We start from the raw sequence: 16210 nt of genomic DNA, 5'->3' as shown, positions 1-16210 counted from the left end.
TTCCGTCCTTGCTCAATCAACGATACGAAAAGGGGAAAAGCATGTTTGCCTGGTTCAAGGATTTGACGCGCATGGAGCGCAAAGGGTTTTACGGCGCCTTTCTGGGCCACGCGGTCGATGTCTTCGACTTCATGATCTATTCCTTCCTGATTTCGACCTTGCTGTCCCAATGGAACATGAGCAAGTCGGAGGCGGGCGCCATCGTCACCTACACGCTCGTCTCGTCCCTGGTCGGCGCCATCCTGGCAGGCGTGCTGGCCGACCGCTACGGCCGCGTGCGCGTGCTGCGCTGGACCATCGTGGTGTTCGCATTCGCCTGTTTCATGTGCGGGCTGTCCCAAAGCCCGCAACAGCTCATGGTGTTCCGCATCATCCAGGGCCTGGGCTTCGGCGGCGAGTCGTCGCTGTGCATGGTTCTGGTCACGGAGATGATCCGCAACCCGGCGCACCGCGGCAAGTATTCCGGCTTCACGGCAAGCAGCTATTCGTTCGGCTGGGGCGCGGCGGCCCTTGCCTACGCCGCCATGTACGCCGTCATGCCGCCCGAGTATGCCTGGCGCGCCTGCTTCTTCCTGGGCGTGTTGCCGGCGTTCGTGGTCATCTACCTGCGCCGGAATCTGGAAGAGCCGGCCATTTACATGGCCGCGCGGGCGTCGGCCGGCGCACCGCCGCTCAAGCAGAACCTGGGCCGTGTCTTCCGTTTCCCGCTGCTGACGAAAACGGTGCTGTGCAGCCTGCTTTCGGGCGGCATGCTGGGCGGCTATTACGCGATTGCGACCTGGCTTCCGACCTATCTGAAGCTGGAGCGCGGCTTGTCCGTATTCGGCACCAGCTCATATCTGGTCGTCATGATCCTCGGCTCCTTTCTCGGCTACGTGGCGGGCGCCTATGCGACCGACCGCCTGGGCCGCCGCGCCACCTATGTTCTGTTCGCAATAGGCGCGATGGCGATGGCGCTGGTGTACATGATCATTCCCATTTCCAACACGTCCATGCTGTTCCTGGGCTTTCCCATGGGCATCCTGATGCAGGGCATGTTCTCCGGCATCGGCGCCACCATTTCGGAGTCCTACCCCAGCAGCGTGCGCGCCACGGGATACGGCGTCTCGTACAACGTCGGACGCGTCATCGGCTCGTTCTTCCCGCTCAGCGTCGGCTGGCTGAGCGGGGGCAGCCTGGGCCTGGGCGTGTCGATCGCTGTCGTCGCCGGGGTCGGTTACGCGGTGGTGATCATTTCGGCACTGATGCTGCCCGAAACCAACGGGCTCGATCTGTCGCGCATCGATGAAGACGGCGCGCAGCCCGGGCGCGGTATCGCCGCCCCGGCCGACGTGGCCACTTCCCGCACCGTCTGAGGGGCATCGTCCCGCGGCGGGGCAGGCCCGACGCGGGACAAAAGCGCTAAAATTGCGGGTTTTCTTCCCCCAGGCGACACGCAATGGCAACCATCCTTCAGCACATCCCCGTCGGCGAGAAAGTCGGCATCGCGTTCTCAGGCGGTCTGGACACGAGCGCCGCCCTACACTGGATGCGTGAAAAAGGCGCGGTGCCGTATGCCTACACCGCCAACCTGGGGCAGCCGGACGAGCCGGACTACGAGGAAATCCCGCGCCGCGCCATGCTTTACGGCGCTGAAAAGGCACGTTTGATCGACTGCCGCGCCCAGTTGGTGGCCGAGGGCATTGCCGCCCTGCAAAGCGGGGCCTTCCACATTTCCACGGCGGGCATCACCTACTTCAACACCACGCCCATCGGCCGCGCCGTCACCGGCACCATGCTGGTGGCCGCCATGAAGGAAGACGACGTCAACATCTGGGGCGACGGCAGCACCTTCAAGGGCAACGATATCGAGCGCTTCTACCGCTACGGCCTGTTGACCAACCCCGCCCTGCGCATCTACAAGCCGTGGCTGGACCAGGCCTTCATCGATGAACTGGGCGGGCGCGCCGAAATGTCCGAGTACATGCGCCAGTCCGGTTTCGAATACCGCATGTCCGCGGAAAAAGCCTATTCGACCGACTCCAACATGCTGGGCGCCACGCACGAGGCGAAGGATCTGGAGCACCTGAATTCCGGCATCCGCATCGTCCAGCCCATCATGGGCGTGGCGTTCTGGCGCGATGACGTCGAGGTCAAGCGCGAAGAGGTCAGCGTGCGCTTCGTCGAAGGCCGCCCCGTGGCCCTGAATGGCGTCGAGTATGCCGACCCGGTCGAACTGATGCTGGAAGCCAACCGCATCGGAGGCCGCCATGGCCTGGGCATGAGCGACCAGATCGAAAACCGCATCATCGAGGCCAAGAGCCGCGGCATCTACGAAGCCCCCGGCATGGCGCTGCTCTTCATCGCGTATGAGCGCCTGATCACCGGCATCCATAACGAAGACACCATCGAACAGTATCGCGAGAACGGCCGCAAGCTGGGCCGCCTGCTGTATCAGGGCCGCTGGTTCGACCCGCAGGCCATCATGCTGCGGGAAACCGCCCAGCGCTGGGTCGCGCGCGCCGTGACCGGCGAGGTCACCCTGGAATTGCGCCGCGGCAACGACTACTCCATCCTGGACACGGCGTCGCCTAACCTGACGTACAAGCCCGAGCGCCTGACCATGGAGAAGGGCGAATCGGTGTTCTCGCCGCAGGACCGCATCGGTCAGCTCACCATGCGCAATCTGGACATTGTCGACACGCGCGAAAAGCTGTTCACCTACGTTCAGGCAGGCCTGCTGGCCCCCACTGCCGGCGCGGCCCTGCCTCAGCTGAAGGACGAAAAGAAGTAATCGTCACAGCTTGGGGCGCGCGATGGCGCGCCCCGCCCGCCTGAAGACAGCGGCGGTGAACCGAACCCAGGCAGCGCATCGCGCAGCCCGTGAACGGTTCACCGCCGCTTTTTCATGATGCCGGCGATCAGAGCTCGACCTGCATCCCCATTTCGACGACCCGGTTCGGCGGGATCTTGAAGAACTTGGTACTGCGCGTCGAGTTGCGCGCCATGAACGAGAACAAGGCGCGCCGCCAGCCTTGCATCGCGGGCCGCTTGGCGGCGACCACGGTCTGGCGCGACAGATAGTACGAGGTGCGCATCGGCTCCAGATCCAGCTCGGGATAGGCCTCGGCCACTTCACGCAGGGCCTCGGGCACATCCGGCTCTTCCTTGAAGCCGTAGGTGACGACGGCCTGCCAGCTCGAGGCGCTGAGCTTCTTGACCGAAAACCGCTCTTCCGGAGACACGTACGGGACGTCGGCGCTGTGTATCGTCAGGAACAGGACGTGGTCGTGCAGCACCTTGTTGTGCTTTAGGTTGTGCAGCAAGGCCGGCGGCACATTGCCCGGGTTCATGGTCATGAAAATGGCCGTACCGCTCACCCGCGCGGGCGGATATTGCTCCAACTGTTCCATGAACTCGGCCAGGGGCTGCCTGTCGCGCTGCTGCTGTTCGCTGAGCAGATACCGGCCGCGCCGCCATGTCAGCATCAGCGTAAAAACGGCCAGGCCGACCATCAGGGGCAGCCAGCCGCCCTCTTCCACCTTCAGCGCATTGGCGGAAAACAGCAGCAGATCGAAGACGAGCAGGAAGCCCAGCACGCCCCACCACATCAAGCGACGGGGGCCGCTGACGGCCGCACGCGACATCAAGGACAACATCAACACGGACGTCGTCAGCATGGTTCCCGTCACGGCGAAACCATAGGCAGCGGCAAGATTGTCCGAACTGCGGAAAACCACGACCAGAACCAGCACTGCCGCCAGCAACAGGGCGTTGACCTGCGGCAGATAGATTTGCCCTTTCTCGATGGCGGACGTGTGCAGGATTTCCATGCGCGGCCAGTACCCCAGTTGCACGGCCTGGCGAGTCATGGAATAGGCGCCGGAGATGACCGCCTGAGAAGCGATGATCGTCGCCACGGTTGCCAGGCAGACCAGCGGCACGACGCCCCAGTCCGGCGCCAGCAGGAAGAAGGGGTTCGATATCGCGGCCGGGTCCCGCAGCAGCAAGGCGCCCTGCCCGAAATAACAGAGCGTCAAGGCCGGTGCCACCATCCAGAACCACGCGCGGCGGATGGCTCCGCGCCCGAAGTGCCCCATATCGGCATACAGCGCCTCCGCCCCGGTCAGCGCCAGCACGACGGACCCCAGCAGCACGAAGCTGGCGCGCGGGGATTCCACCACGAAATGCAAGCCCCACATCGGATTCAGCGCCGACAGGATGGCGGGCGTTTGCGTGATCTGCCATATGCCCAGCACTGCCAGAGTGGCGAACCACAGGCCCATGATGGGACCGAACAGCTTGCCCACCGTGCCCGTACCGCGCGACTGGATCAGGAACAGACAGATCAGAACGACCAGCGAGATGGGCACGATCCAATGCTCGAACCGGTCCGATACCACGCTGATCCCTTCCAGCGCCGACAGCACGGAAATGGCGGGCGTGATCATGCTGTCGCCATAGAAAAGGGCCGCGCCGAAGATTGCCAGCGCGATCAGCAATGTGCGAGCGCGCCCATGGCGGCCGCGGATGGCAAGCTCGAGCAGCGCCAGCGTCCCGCCTTCGCCGCGGTTGTCGGCCCGCAACACCAGCGTGACGTACTTGAACGACACCACCAGCATCAGCATCCAGAACAGGATCGACAGCACGCCGAGCACGTGTTCCGGCTTGAGGTCGCCGTATCCGACCAGGCACTGGCGCAAGGTGTACAGGGGACTGGTGCCGATGTCGCCATAGACGACGCCAAGCGCCCCGATCACCAGGGCGGCCCTGGACGAAGGCGCATGTTGTGCGGCCGTGGCTGGCGGCGCGCTTGCAGTTCCGGTTGTCATACCTGAATGTCGTGTCGAGTCAATTGCGCCCCCTTCCTGGGGCCGGGAAATACCACGGTCAAGCGCGTTCCAGGGAATTCCGGCCGGCTGGACAGTTTCCACCACGCGCCATGCGCGTGGGCGATCTCGCGGACGATGGCCAGACCCAGGCCGGATCCCCCCGCCGTCGCGGAGGGCGACCGGTAGAAGGCTTCGAAGACCCGGTCCTGGTCCTCCGGAGGAATCCCGGGTCCGTCATCCATCACCGTGAGACTGGGCGGGTTGCCTCCGACGTTCAGCGTGATCCGCCCGCCTTTCCTGCCGTAACGCAGCGCATTGTCGATCAGATTGCCCAGAAGCTCGTCAAGCAGCAGAGGGTCCGCGTCGACCCATACCGGCGAATCCGGCGCGTTCAGATCCAGTTCGAATTGCGCCGCGCGCACCCGGGGAATCCATTCGGCGCCGCTGGCCCTTGCCCATTCGCATAAATCGACACGCACGAAGCTGTCCTGCGGCCGCGCATTGGGGTCGGCACGCGCCAGCACCAGCAATTGCTGTCCCAGGCGGATCATGCGGTCGCTGACGGCCTTGATGCGCTCGGCGCGGGCGCGGACGTCGTCGGGCAAGGGACGCGCCAGCATCAGCTCCGATTCCAGCCGCAGGCCGCTGAGCGGCGTGCGCAGTTGATGCGCCGCGTGGCCGATGAACCGGCGCTGCGCCGCCAGCGAAGCGTCCAGCCTTGCAAGCAGATCGTTGGTATGGAGGACCAGCGGCTCCATCTCGACGGGTACGCCGGCAACCTCGAGGGGCTGCATATCGTCGATGGAGCGCTGCCGGATTTCCTCGGACAGAAGGTTCACCGAACGCAGTCCTGAACGGACCCCATGAACCACGACCCAGGCGAACAGGCCCATCAGCACCACCTGGCCCAGCACCATGAGCAGGAAGAAATCTTCCAGTTCCCACAGCGTCATGTCGAACTTGTGCGTCATGACCCAGGTGGCCGCCAGGTCCAGCATGACCAGAAACAGGATGGCCGGCAACAGGCGCACGACCAGATAGCGGGCCAGCGATCCCCTGGGCAGGAGACCAGGCCGGTAGGCCCGCGCGTCTTGCGCGCTACGGATGCGTTCGGACGGAATATCCACGGTCATGTTCACGGACCACGCCGGCTGCCGGTGGCGGCCGCGTGTCGGGTGGAAGCGCCCGGCCGCTCTGGCGCCACGTCAGGCCGAACCGGCCATTTCCACGTCCAGAAGGTAGCCGAAGCCGCGCACCGTCTGGATGCTGGCGCCCGTGCCTTCGAGGCGCTTGCGCAAGCGGTACACGTAGACCTCCACGGCGTTCTCGCTGAAGTCGGCATCCCAGGCGGACAAGGAATTGACGATCTGGCGCTTGGTGACGACACGGCCTACCCGGGCCATCAGCATCTCCAGGACGGACAGTTCCCGGACGGACAGCGACAGACGCTCGCCATTGACCCTGACTTCGCGGCCTACCGTATCGAAGACCAGCGGGCCGACCTCGATCAAGGGCTGCGCCTGGCCGCTGCGGCGCCGGCCGAACGCACGCACGCGCGCCGCCAGTTCGGGCAGGTCAAAGGGTTTGGTGACGTAGTCGTCGGCGCCGGCATCCAGCCCCGCGACGCGGTCTTCCAATCCGTCACGGGCCGTCAATATGAGCACGGGGACCTGGTTGCCGTCCGCGCGCAGTTGGCGCAGGACATCGAGGCCGCTCATGCCGGGAAGATTGAGATCGAGCAGAAGCAGATCGTAAGGTTGGCCAGCCAGGGCGCCAAGAACCTTGTCGCCATCGGTTAGCCAATCGACCGCATACCCCTGGTCGGCCAGAAACTCCTGCAGCGCATGGCCCAGGGTTGTGTCGTCTTCGATTACCAGTACTCGCATGGCGCGATTCTAGCGCGATCCGGACAGCCGCGCGCTGCCGCGCACGGGCGTCCGGCGAAATATTTCGCGCCTACCTGGCGGGGGCGCCGGCCGCCGGCGCCCGCGGCGCCGAACCGGCCGGGGGCTGCCCGCCGGCGTCGGCCGAGCCGGGTGTCGTCACGAAACCGATCCGTCCCAGCCCCGCGCGCCGTGCCGCGGCCATCACTTTGGCAAGCGTCTCGTAGCGGGTGTTCAGGTCTGCCCGGATGCGGAGTTCCGGCTGCGGCTGCGTCGCCGCGGCGCCCGCGAATCGATCGGCCAGTTCCGACTCGGGCACGGGTTTCTCATCCCAGAACAATTGGCCGCTTGCGTCGATGGCCAGGTCAATGGTCTTGGGTTCTTCCTTGACCGGCTCGGCGCTGACCTGCGGCATGTTGATACGGATGGAATGCGCCAGCAGCGGCGCCGTGATGATGAAAATCACCAGCAGCACCAGCATCACGTCGATGAGCGGCACCATGTTGATCTCCGACATGGCATGACCGCCCGGCCCCTTGTTGTCGAATCCGCCGAAAGCCATTTATTCGCTCCCGCGCACGCCGTTCACGCCGTTGACGGCGCCCGTGCGGCGCATTGCGCGCACCTTGCTGTCGGAAACCGCCACCTGCTGCCCCGTCGTCAGGAACGCGAACAAGTCGTGCGCGAAGGCGTCCAGGCGCGACAGGAACACGCGGTTCTTCCGGACGAAGGCGTTGTAGGCGAGCACGGCGGGGATGGCCACCGCCAGGCCCAGTCCCGTCATGATCAGCGCCTCGCCCACGGGTCCGGCGATGCGGTTGATGGTTACCCCATCGGCCAGGCCGATTCCGACCAGGGCGTGGTAGACGCCCCAGACCGTGCCGAACAGGCCGACGAACGGTGCGGTGGAACCCACCGACGCCAGTACGGTCAGGCCGTTCTCCAGCTTGGCGGTCTCTTCGTCGATGACCTTGCGCATCGTCCGCGTGACGAATTCCCCGTTGGAGCCGGCTTCGGCAAGCTTGGTGGCGCCGTACTTGGCGTGGTGCGCCTGGGCGTGCATCGCATGCGCGGCCAGGTGCGAGAAGGGATCCCGCGCGCCGTGGGTCGCGATTTCATGCTCGACCTGCTCCAGCGATCCCGCGTTCCAGAACTTGTTCAGGAAGTCCCGCGATCGGGATCGGATCACCATGCTATGACCGGCCTTCACCAGGATCAGGTACCACGTCACCAGCGACATCAGGATCAGAATGACGAACAGCGTCTTGCCCACGATATCGCTCTGTGCGACGAAGTGCATGATGCCCATGTCCGGCGCGGGCAGCGGCGCGGCGCCCTGCAGCGCATTGCCGGCGGCCTCTCCGACCGCAGCCGGCGCCTGCGCCGCCGCGGGTCCTGCGCCAGCGTCGGCCGGCGCCGCAGGCATCGCCTGCGCCAGCACCATGGCAATGTGATGTGCGATTGACATGTCAGTTCTCCAAAATGCGGCACCAAGTACGCGCCGCATGAAAGGGGTTTAAACCACTCGGGAACGCCGCGGATCCGGCTTTGCCGGTCCGCCAGCGCCGCCCCCTTGAGGGGGAGGCGGGTTCGCGCCTCGGGGGTGGGTTTTGGTTTTCATCGGATGTTGAAATCGAACGGGATGCGGGCCTGGACGGTATAGGCGACACCGTTGCGCGTGTAGGGCTTGAAGCGGACCTTGCGCAAGGCATCCAGCGCCGCATCGTCGAGTCTCGGGTAGCCGGACGAAGACACAACCGTTGCCTTTTCCACCAGGCCTTGCGGGCTAATGACCACCAGCACCGTCACCCGCCCCTCTTCGCGGCGCCGCTTCGACGCCATCGGATAGACGGGGGCAGGCCCGGGTCCCAGGTACTCGATGTTGGAAACCAATTCGGGCTGGTCGCGCGGCGGCCCCTGGCGCGGCGCCTGCGTCGTCGTCGCCCCCTCGGGCGCGCCCGAGGGAGGCGCGGGAGGCACGGGCGGCTGTTCCACCGGCTTTGGCGGCGGCGCCGGCCGCGCGGGCTCCGGCTTGGGTTTCGGCTTGGGCTGTGGCTTGGGTATCGGCTTGGGTTTGGGCGCCGGTACAGCGGGACGCTCGATCACCGGTTCCGGTTCGGGCTGGGGCTCCACTTTCTCGGGAGGCGCCGGTTCGGGGTCGGGCTGGACCTGGGGTTCGGGCGGTTGCGGCTGCACTTCAGGCTGCGGCGGACGAGGCGGCTCGGGCGTCTCAGGCGCCTTCGCCACCTGGGGCACGGGCGCCTCCACCACGCTCACCATGATGGGCTGGCTTTCCGGCGGGACAGGCACGACCTCTGGATTGGCAAGCATGGCGGACGCCACGACGGCATGTGCGGCGACCACCGCGATGCCCGCCCCTATCCTGATTGCCAGCGGAGATTGCGACGACGTGGACCAACCGCTCTTTTTATTGCGAGGCATTTACCAGCCCGATGCCATGACCAGGAAGCGCCGCTGCAACCTGGCTCCGGTTGCTCGGCGATTAGAATGAGTCCGATATCCTATCTCAAATAGGAATTATTCGCAAAACCATTCAGCGTTGGGTCAACGGCTCGCTGCCCTGGCCGACCCCTGCCCGGGTCGACGCTTCAAGCGCGGCGCTTCCATTCTTCAGACGCCGGCAGACGCGATACCCGCCGGCGATGCGGTAGTAGCGGGAGCGAACTTCGCGTATTCGCTTACGGCGATTTCGAGGAACGCCCGGATCACGCTGCTGCGCGGGGAACCTCGTGACCAGATCAGGCCGAACCGGCGCGGTTCGCACGGCGCCGGCAGCGGCAACGTCAGGATGTGCAGCCGGGACGTCAGGGCGCTTGTCGATAACGGCAGGATGGCGACCCCCAGTCCCCGGCTCACCATCACGGCGATGGACTCGATGGCATTCAGTTCAAACCGTTCGCGGGGCTGGATACCGACGCGCCGCAGATACTCGTCGGCATGACGCCCGCCCCAATCGCTGCGCGTATATCGGATGAAGGGCTGCGTGGCGAGCAATGTGTGAGCGTCCTGGCCGGCCAATTGAGGCGGCGCGGCGAGCACGTGCGGCTCTTCCCGCAACAAATGCCAGTCCATGCTTTTCGGTAGCGAGTACGGCGCCTGCAAGGCAATGGCGACATCCAGTTCGCCTTTTTCGATGGCGGGATAGAACTGCGCCGAGTGGCCCGGCCGAATATCGACGTTGATGCCCGGGTGGCGCCTGATGAGCGCCTCGAGAATGGCCGGCACGGTCGTATTCAGCGCGGTCTGGCCGGCGCCCAGCCGCAGTTCACCGACGGTTTCGCTGGAGCGCGCCAGATAGCGCAATCGGTCCAGCTGCTCGAGCACCGCCTCGGCCGGCTCGAGCAATTGCGCCGCCTTTTCCGTCAAATGCACCGTGCGCCCGGCGCGCGCCACCAGGATGGTGCCGAACTCTTTCTCCAGCACGCGGATCTGCTGCGCCACGGCGCCATGCGTCAAACCCAGGCGGCGGGCGGCGGCCGCCATTGACCCATAGCGCGCAATAGCCAGCAACGTCTTGATATAGTCAGTATTCATAATGATAGAGATTCTATCGTTTTATCGTAGCGCGGCCGCCGCATCCCGCCCGGCGGGTTTGCCACAATGTGGCCAAAGGAGACAAAGATGAAAAGCAAACTTTTCGTCCCCGCTTCGCGGCCCGAACTGTTCCCCAAGGCGATGCGCAGCGCGGCAGACGCCATTTCCTTCGATCTCGAGGATGCCGTGGCGCCGGAACGCAAGGACGAGGCTCGCACCATCCTGGCCAAGTGGCTACAAGCCGAGATGGCGCACGACTTTCCCGGACACGGCAAAAAAATTATCGTCCGTGTCAACGGCGCGGACACACCCCTCTTTCATGCCGATCTGCAAGCCCTTGCGGCGGCCCCGGTCGATATCCTGAACGTCCCCAAGCTCGAAAGCGCCGCGGATGTGCAGGCGGTGGCGAAGACGCTATTGGAAGCCGGCTTCCGGGGCGGCCTGCTGGTGAACATCGAAACCCCTGCCGCGCTTGCGAACGCCGCCGCCATTGCGTCGGCGCACGAGATGGTGTGCGGTCTTCAGCTGGGGCTGGGCGACCTGTTCGAGCCGCTCGGCATTGCGCGCTACGTACCGGAGACCCTGCGTCACGTCATGCTTGCCCTGCGCTTGGCAGCCGGCGCCAGCGGCAAGTATGTGCTGGACGGGGCATATCCCAATGTGGCGGACCAGGACGGTTTCCGCGCCGAGGCGCGCCTGTCGCGTTCGCTGGGATTCCTCGGCAAATCGTGCATCCATCCCACACAGATCGCCATCGCCAACGAGGTGTACGCCTATAGCAGCGAAGAGATCGCGCAAGCCCGCCGCATCGTGCAAGCCAGCCGCGCGCAGGCAGGGACAGGAGCGTTTTTGCTGGACGGCAAGATGATCGACGCCCCGTTCGTGCGCCGCGCCAAAGACATTCTGCTCGCTTCGGGCCAAGCGTGATTTTTTCTGTTCCAGGGTTCTCATGACGCAAGCCACTTCCCAACTGCCCTTGTCGGGCATTCGCGTGCTCGACCTCAGCGCCTACATTGCCGGCCCCTATGGCTGCGCGTTGCTGGGCGACATGGGCGCGGAGATCATCAAAGTCGAACCGCCGGAAGGCGACAACCTGCGCAAGTATCCTTCCACGCTGGCCGCCGAAAGCCGCGCCTTCCTGGGCATCAACCGGAACAAGCGCGGCATCTGCCTCGACCTGAAAACCGAGGCGGGCTACGAGGTGCTGCGCCGGCTGGTGGTTCGGGCGGACGTCCTGGTCCACAACTTCCGGCCCGGCGTGCCGGAACGCCTGCGTATCGACTTTGCTACCCTGCACGCCCTCAATCCCCGCCTGATCTACTGCGCAATGACCGGCTACGGCGCCGTGGGCCCGATGGCAAGGCAGCCTGGCTACGATCAGGTGCTGCAGGCGATGACCGGCATGTGCGCATCGCAAGCCAAACCCGGCGGCCCGCCGGAAATCCTGTACGGGTCCGTGGTCGACTATTACGGCGCAGCGCTCATTTCCAACGCCGTATCGGCTGCGCTGTACCAGCGCGAGAAGACCGGCGCAGGCCAGGCCATCGACGTCTCGCTCTTGGGAAGCGCCCTGGCCATGCAGTCCGCCCGACTGGTCTGGGCCGAAGGCGAGCCACGCCACATCGAACGCGATATGCGGTCCGGCGGAATCACGGGCATTCATCCCACTCAAGAAGGCTACATCTATATTTCGGCGAACACCCCGCACTTCTGGCGATCGCTCTGCGAGCACCTCGGATTGAGCGAATTGGCCGACGACCCCGAGTACGACACGGTGAAAAAACGTGCGGCTCGCGCCAATGAACTGATTCCGCGAGTACGCGCCGCGCTGGCCCGCGATAGCGCGAAGGCCTGGGCCGAGCGGTTTGGCCAGAGCGTGCCGTGCGCCGTCGTCAATCCCGTGGAAGACATGTTCGACCATCCGCAGGTGCAGGCCATGGGTTTCATGGGGGAGTATCGCAATCCACAGGCGGGCGCGTATCAGGGCTTGCGCCGCTGGGCGGTATTCGGCGACGACATCGGCGCCGCCCCCGACCCCGCGGCCGAAGGCGCGCCGGCGCTGGGCCAGCATACGCGCGACATCCTCAGCGAACTCGGCTACGCGGACAACGAAATCGAATCCCTGTTGGGAAGCGCCGCCGCCCGCTAAGAAAGCGACGGCCTTCGCACGGAACCCGCATCGCACAAACAACCGCAATCAATACGCCTCGGCGAGTGACGAGCCGAGGCGCACAATCAACGACTTTTTGACCCCAATCGGACTGGAGAAGACTTTGAAATCGCAACAACGCAAAGGCGTGGCCGTACTGGCGGCCGCGCTCGCGATCCTGGGCCTGCATGGCGCCGCGGTCGCGGCGGAGTATCCCGCGCAACCCATCACGCTGGTGGTGCCCTACTCGGCCGGCGGCGGCGCCGACAACGCCGCGCGGATCATCGCGCAAGGCCTGAGCGAAGTCGCCAAGCAAAGCGTCATCATCGAGAACAAAGGCGGCGCCAGCGGCTCCATCGGCGCCGCGTACGTGGCCCGATCGGCGCCTGACGGCTACACCGTGCTTTACGATGCATCGGCTTTCGCCATCAACGCCGTGGTGCGCAAGCTGCCCTACGATCCCAAGAAGGACTTCATTCCCGTGTCGCAGGCCGTCAGCGTTCCCAACGTCTTGGTGGCATCGGTAGACTCGCCCTTCAAAAGCGTGCAGGATTTCGTCGCCTCGGCGAAGAAGCAGCCCGGCAAGCATACGTTCGCTTCCTACGGTCCCGGCAGCCTGGCTCAAATGGCGGGCGAGCTGCTGAAGAAAGACGCCTCGCTTGAACTGGTGCACATCCCGTACAAAGGCGGCGCCCCGGCCCTCGTCGATGTGATGAGCGGCCAGGTCGACGTCTATTTCGCCAACGCGGCGTCCAGCATCAACTACATCAGCGGCAAGAAGCTGCGCGCGCTGGCGGTCACCTCGGGCCAGCGCATGGCCGAACTGCCCGACGTGCCGACCATGGCCGAAAGCGGCTTCAAGGACTTCAACGTCGAAGAGTGGAACGGGTTCTTCGTGCCTGCCGGCACGCCGCCGGCGGTAGTGGCCAGACTTCAGACCATGGTGCAGCAAACGCTGGCGCGCCCGGACATCCGCGAGAAACTGGCCAAGCTGGGGTTGACGCCCGTGGGCAGCTCGGCCGAGGAATTCGCGAAGTTCGTGGAAAGCGAAGAGAAGCGCTGGGCCGACGTGGCCAAAAGCAATAACATCACGGTGAACTGATCGCCGCCCGGCACGGGCTGGACAGAACGATCGTACGGGGCCGCGCAAGCGGCCCCGCATCTTTTCAGGAGCAGGCCATGGGCAAGGACGAGAGTTTCGAAAAGGGATTGCGCAACCGGCGGGAAGTGCTGGGAAACGACTGGGTCGAACGATCCCTGGCGCGCGCGACGACGTTTACCGCGGAGTTCCAGAACCTGATTACGCGCTACGCGTGGGACGAAATATGGAGCCGCCCCGGCTTGCCCCGCAAGACCCGCCGCATCATGGTGCTGACGACGACCATGGCGATGGGCCGCTGGGAGGAATTCGAGCTCCATGTCAGGGCGGCCCTTGCCGCGGCGGACGACACGCGGCTGACGCCCGATGAACTGAAGGAAGTGCTGCTGCAGAACGCGATCTATGCCGGCGTGCCGGCGGCCAATACGGCCTTCAATCTTGCGCAGAATATTCTGCGCGACGTGGCCGGCGACATCGGCTATGCCTTGACGCCAGCATCGCCGCGAGACCCGAAATGATGTGGAATCCAAGTGCAGCCTGCAGTTCGGCCTGCCAGCAAGCAGCCGCGGGCCCAGGCAATGAGCATGCGTGTATCACTCGCCGCCCGGCGCCGCGGCATTGTCGGTTTCCGGCCGCCCTTGCCCAGGTGGCGGCGATGCACAATCGCTGATCGCATCGTAACCGCGCCCGATGAACTGAAGGATGCACAAGCCGTGGCCGAAGGGATCGACCAGGCCGGCGATCCGGCCCCAGGATTGCGTGGCCGCGGGCGTCTCCACCCTGGCGCCGCTCGCTACGGCGCGCGCCACAGCCGCATCGCAGTCCGTCACCACGAAGTCCAGATGCACGGGTGTCCAGTGGCGCTCATAGCTGCGCTTGGCGGCCGGGCGTGGGGCCGGCGCTGTGCCCGCGGCCTTACGCAGCAGGTAGATAGGCACCCGGGCGCCGAGCATTTCAACGGCATCGGCGCCGAAGCGCCGGCCTGCGCGCAGTCCGAAGGCATCGCGATAGAAGGCCTCTGCCCGCGCGATGTCGTCGACGTCGATGTTGATCAGCAGATCCAAGCGCATCTCCCTGTGTGGCCTGGCAGACCCAGGCGTGTACCGCCTGTGATGTCGGCGTGTCTGCGGGATGACCGGAAACTGGGAACTTGGGAAATTGGAGTGGTGGGTGCTGAGGGGTTCGAACCCCCGACCTACGCCTTGTAAGGGCGCCGCTCTACCAGCTGAGCTAAGCACCCACGTTCGAGTGGGGCCACTCTTGCAAGAACCACGCGCTGCGGGATGAATGACGATCCGCAACCGCGAGCCGGCGATTATAGCGACCGGCCGGCAGGTCCGCAAACGCGTGGGGCAACACTATCGGCGTTTCGGCGCTGCGTCACCAGGTTCAAGCCGATGGCCGTGATGGCAACGTCCTTGGGACCGCCGGCGGCGCGCGCCGGCCGGGACAATCAGTTGACGGCGTCCTTCAGCGCCTTGCCAGCGCGGAACTTGGGCACCTTGGCCTTCTTGATCTTGATGGTTTCGCCGGTGCGCGGGTTGCGGCCCGTACGGGCGGCGCGCGAAGAAACGGCGAAGGTGCCGAAACCGACCAGTGTTACCGTGCCGCCCTTCTTCAACGTCGACTTCACGGCGCCGATCAAGGCGTCGAGCGAACGGCCGGCAGCCGCCTTCGAGATATCCGCCTTGGTGGCGATGTGGTCGATGAGCTCAGTTTTGTTCATGCAGGATTACCCCTCACAGGTATGGCGTCCTGGCGGCGCGGCGGCCTGCCGGACGGTCGAACGGCTTCTTCTTGGAGCGACTCGCGTCCTGGAGAAACGCGAAAATCGCGACGTTTAAATTGCTACGCCGCTCGTGATCCTGCCGGCGTGAAGCGGGCAAACCAGGAGCGACGCAGAGCCGTATTAGGCACCGCCGGCAGAGCACTGTCAAGAAAAAACCCCGCAAACCCGCATGGCTGCTGGCTTTCGCGCGACAACGCCGCGGACGCCTGCATGGCCGGCGATACGGGGCCCATGCCGACCTTAGACGTCCACCCAGCGCCGCAGCAGGTTGTGGTAGACGCCGGTCAATTGCGTCATGGCAGGGTGGTCGCGCACGGTTTGATTCAACTGCTGGATGGCGACGTCGAGTTCCAGCAACAGCGTGCGCTGGGCGTCCTCACGCACCAGGCTTTGTATCCAGAAAAATGCGCTGATGCGCGCGCCCCGCGTCACTGGGTTGACCTTGTGCAGGCTCGTTCCCGGATACAGAACCATGTGCCCGGCGGGCAGTTTCACCGGACGCGGCCCGTACACGTCATCGATGACCAGCTCTCCGCCCTCGTAACTGTCCGGCTCGGAAAAAAACAGAGTGGCGGATAGATCGGTGCGGACCCGTTCGGCGGTGCCGGCAATGGGCCGCACGGCATTGTCGACGTGATAGCCGAACGCTTCGCCGCCTTCATACCGGTTGAAAAGCGGCGGGAATATCTTCCGCGGCAGGGCCGCGGACATGAACAGGTTGTTTCCCGCCAGACGCTGCAGCAGCTGGCTGCCGATCTCCTGCCCCAATGGATCGTTCTCGGCCAGCTGACGGTTGTGCTTCACCTGCGCCGACTGGTAGCCCGCGGTGATCTTGCCATCGCGCCAGTCGGCGGTTTCGAGGCGCCGCCGGATGTCGGCGGCCTCTTCGGGTTGGAATACTTCGGCGATGTGTATCAGCATCGC

Annotated in this window: 16 protein-coding genes and 1 tRNA gene; 6 read left to right on the top strand and 11 right to left on the bottom strand. The window is 65.0% G+C overall.

Features of this window, described 5'->3' with window-relative positions:
* The first annotated feature begins 41 nt into the window (after nt 1–41).
* Complete coding sequence (locus tag CAL13_RS08340; protein ID WP_086072064.1) at nt 42–1355, top strand: MFS transporter; 1314 nt, start codon at nt 42–44, stop codon at nt 1353–1355.
* A gap of 83 nt (nt 1356–1438) precedes the next feature.
* Nucleotides 1439–2773 (top strand): argininosuccinate synthase, encoded by a 1335-nt coding sequence (gene argG, locus CAL13_RS08335; protein WP_086056992.1) that lies wholly within the window; start codon nt 1439–1441, stop codon nt 2771–2773.
* Nucleotides 2774–2900: 127 nt separating this feature from the next.
* On the opposite strand, the gene CAL13_RS08330 is transcribed toward argG, so the two are convergent.
* The 7 genes from CAL13_RS08330 to CAL13_RS08300 form a co-directional block, all read right to left on the bottom strand.
* Nucleotides 2901–4811 (bottom strand): potassium transporter Kup, encoded by a 1911-nt coding sequence (locus CAL13_RS08330; protein WP_086056991.1) that lies wholly within the window; start codon nt 4809–4811, stop codon nt 2901–2903.
* Complete coding sequence (locus CAL13_RS08325) at nt 4808–5833, bottom strand: sensor histidine kinase (protein ID WP_232467828.1); 1026 nt, start codon at nt 5831–5833, stop codon at nt 4808–4810. Before CAL13_RS08325 ends, CAL13_RS08330 begins: the two co-directional genes overlap by 4 nt.
* A 183-nt stretch (nt 5834–6016) precedes the next feature.
* Nucleotides 6017–6697 (bottom strand): response regulator transcription factor, encoded by a 681-nt coding sequence (locus tag CAL13_RS08320; protein ID WP_086056989.1) that lies wholly within the window; start codon nt 6695–6697, stop codon nt 6017–6019.
* 70 nt (nt 6698–6767) lie between these two features.
* Nucleotides 6768–7256 carry an ExbD/TolR family protein gene (locus tag CAL13_RS08315; protein WP_086072062.1) on the bottom strand — a complete coding sequence of 163 codons (489 nt, stop codon included), beginning with the start codon at nt 7254–7256 and terminating at the stop codon, nt 6768–6770.
* Complete coding sequence (locus CAL13_RS08310) at nt 7257–8162, bottom strand: MotA/TolQ/ExbB proton channel family protein (protein WP_086056987.1); 906 nt, start codon at nt 8160–8162, stop codon at nt 7257–7259.
* A 149-nt stretch (nt 8163–8311) separates the two neighbouring features.
* Nucleotides 8312–9136: an energy transducer TonB gene (locus CAL13_RS08305; protein ID WP_086072061.1), complete on the bottom strand. Its 825-nt coding sequence runs from the start codon at nt 9134–9136 to the stop codon at nt 8312–8314.
* Between the two features lie 189 nt (nt 9137–9325).
* Entirely contained in the window at nt 9326–10249 is a 924-nt protein-coding gene (locus tag CAL13_RS08300) for a LysR family transcriptional regulator (protein ID WP_086072060.1), read from the bottom strand.
* Between the two features lie 87 nt (nt 10250–10336).
* On the opposite strand from CAL13_RS08300, the gene CAL13_RS08295 reads away from it, so the two are divergent.
* The 4 genes from CAL13_RS08295 to CAL13_RS08280 all read left to right on the top strand — a co-directional run bounded on the left by CAL13_RS08295 (nt 10337) and on the right by CAL13_RS08280 (nt 14015).
* Nucleotides 10337–11176 (top strand): HpcH/HpaI aldolase/citrate lyase family protein, encoded by an 840-nt coding sequence (locus CAL13_RS08295; protein ID WP_086072059.1) that lies wholly within the window; start codon nt 10337–10339, stop codon nt 11174–11176.
* Between the two features lie 22 nt (nt 11177–11198).
* Nucleotides 11199–12398, top strand: coding sequence for a CaiB/BaiF CoA transferase family protein (locus tag CAL13_RS08290; RefSeq protein ID WP_086072058.1), 1200 nt, complete (start codon nt 11199–11201; stop codon nt 12396–12398).
* Nucleotides 12399–12522: 124 nt separating this feature from the next.
* Nucleotides 12523–13500: a tripartite tricarboxylate transporter substrate binding protein gene (locus tag CAL13_RS08285; protein WP_086072057.1), complete on the top strand. Its 978-nt coding sequence runs from the start codon at nt 12523–12525 to the stop codon at nt 13498–13500.
* 77 nt (nt 13501–13577) lie between these two features.
* The gene (locus CAL13_RS08280) at nt 13578–14015 is read left to right on the top strand and encodes a carboxymuconolactone decarboxylase family protein (protein ID WP_086056982.1); all 438 of its coding nucleotides are present in this window, start codon (nt 13578–13580) and stop codon (nt 14013–14015) included.
* A 75-nt stretch (nt 14016–14090) separates the two neighbouring features.
* On the opposite strand, the gene CAL13_RS08275 is transcribed toward CAL13_RS08280, so the two are convergent.
* The 4 genes from CAL13_RS08275 to CAL13_RS08260 all read right to left on the bottom strand — a co-directional run bounded on the left by CAL13_RS08275 (nt 14091) and on the right by CAL13_RS08260 (nt 16207).
* Nucleotides 14091–14567: a VOC family protein gene (locus CAL13_RS08275; RefSeq protein ID WP_086056981.1), complete on the bottom strand. Its 477-nt coding sequence runs from the start codon at nt 14565–14567 to the stop codon at nt 14091–14093.
* A gap of 94 nt (nt 14568–14661) precedes the next feature.
* Nucleotides 14662–14737, bottom strand: a tRNA-Val gene (locus tag CAL13_RS08270).
* A 213-nt stretch (nt 14738–14950) separates the two neighbouring features.
* Nucleotides 14951–15223 carry an HU family DNA-binding protein gene (locus CAL13_RS08265; RefSeq protein WP_086056980.1) on the bottom strand — a complete coding sequence of 91 codons (273 nt, stop codon included), beginning with the start codon at nt 15221–15223 and terminating at the stop codon, nt 14951–14953.
* A 303-nt stretch (nt 15224–15526) separates the two neighbouring features.
* Nucleotides 15527–16207: a Fe2+-dependent dioxygenase gene (locus tag CAL13_RS08260; RefSeq protein WP_086072056.1), complete on the bottom strand. Its 681-nt coding sequence runs from the start codon at nt 16205–16207 to the stop codon at nt 15527–15529.
* Between the last annotated feature and the right edge of the window lie 3 nt (nt 16208–16210).

Source organism: Bordetella genomosp. 9, from assembly GCF_002119725.1.
Taxonomy (GTDB): Bacteria; Pseudomonadota; Gammaproteobacteria; order Burkholderiales; family Burkholderiaceae_B; genus Bordetella_C.
This window is presented reverse-complemented; position numbering and strand designations above follow the sequence as displayed.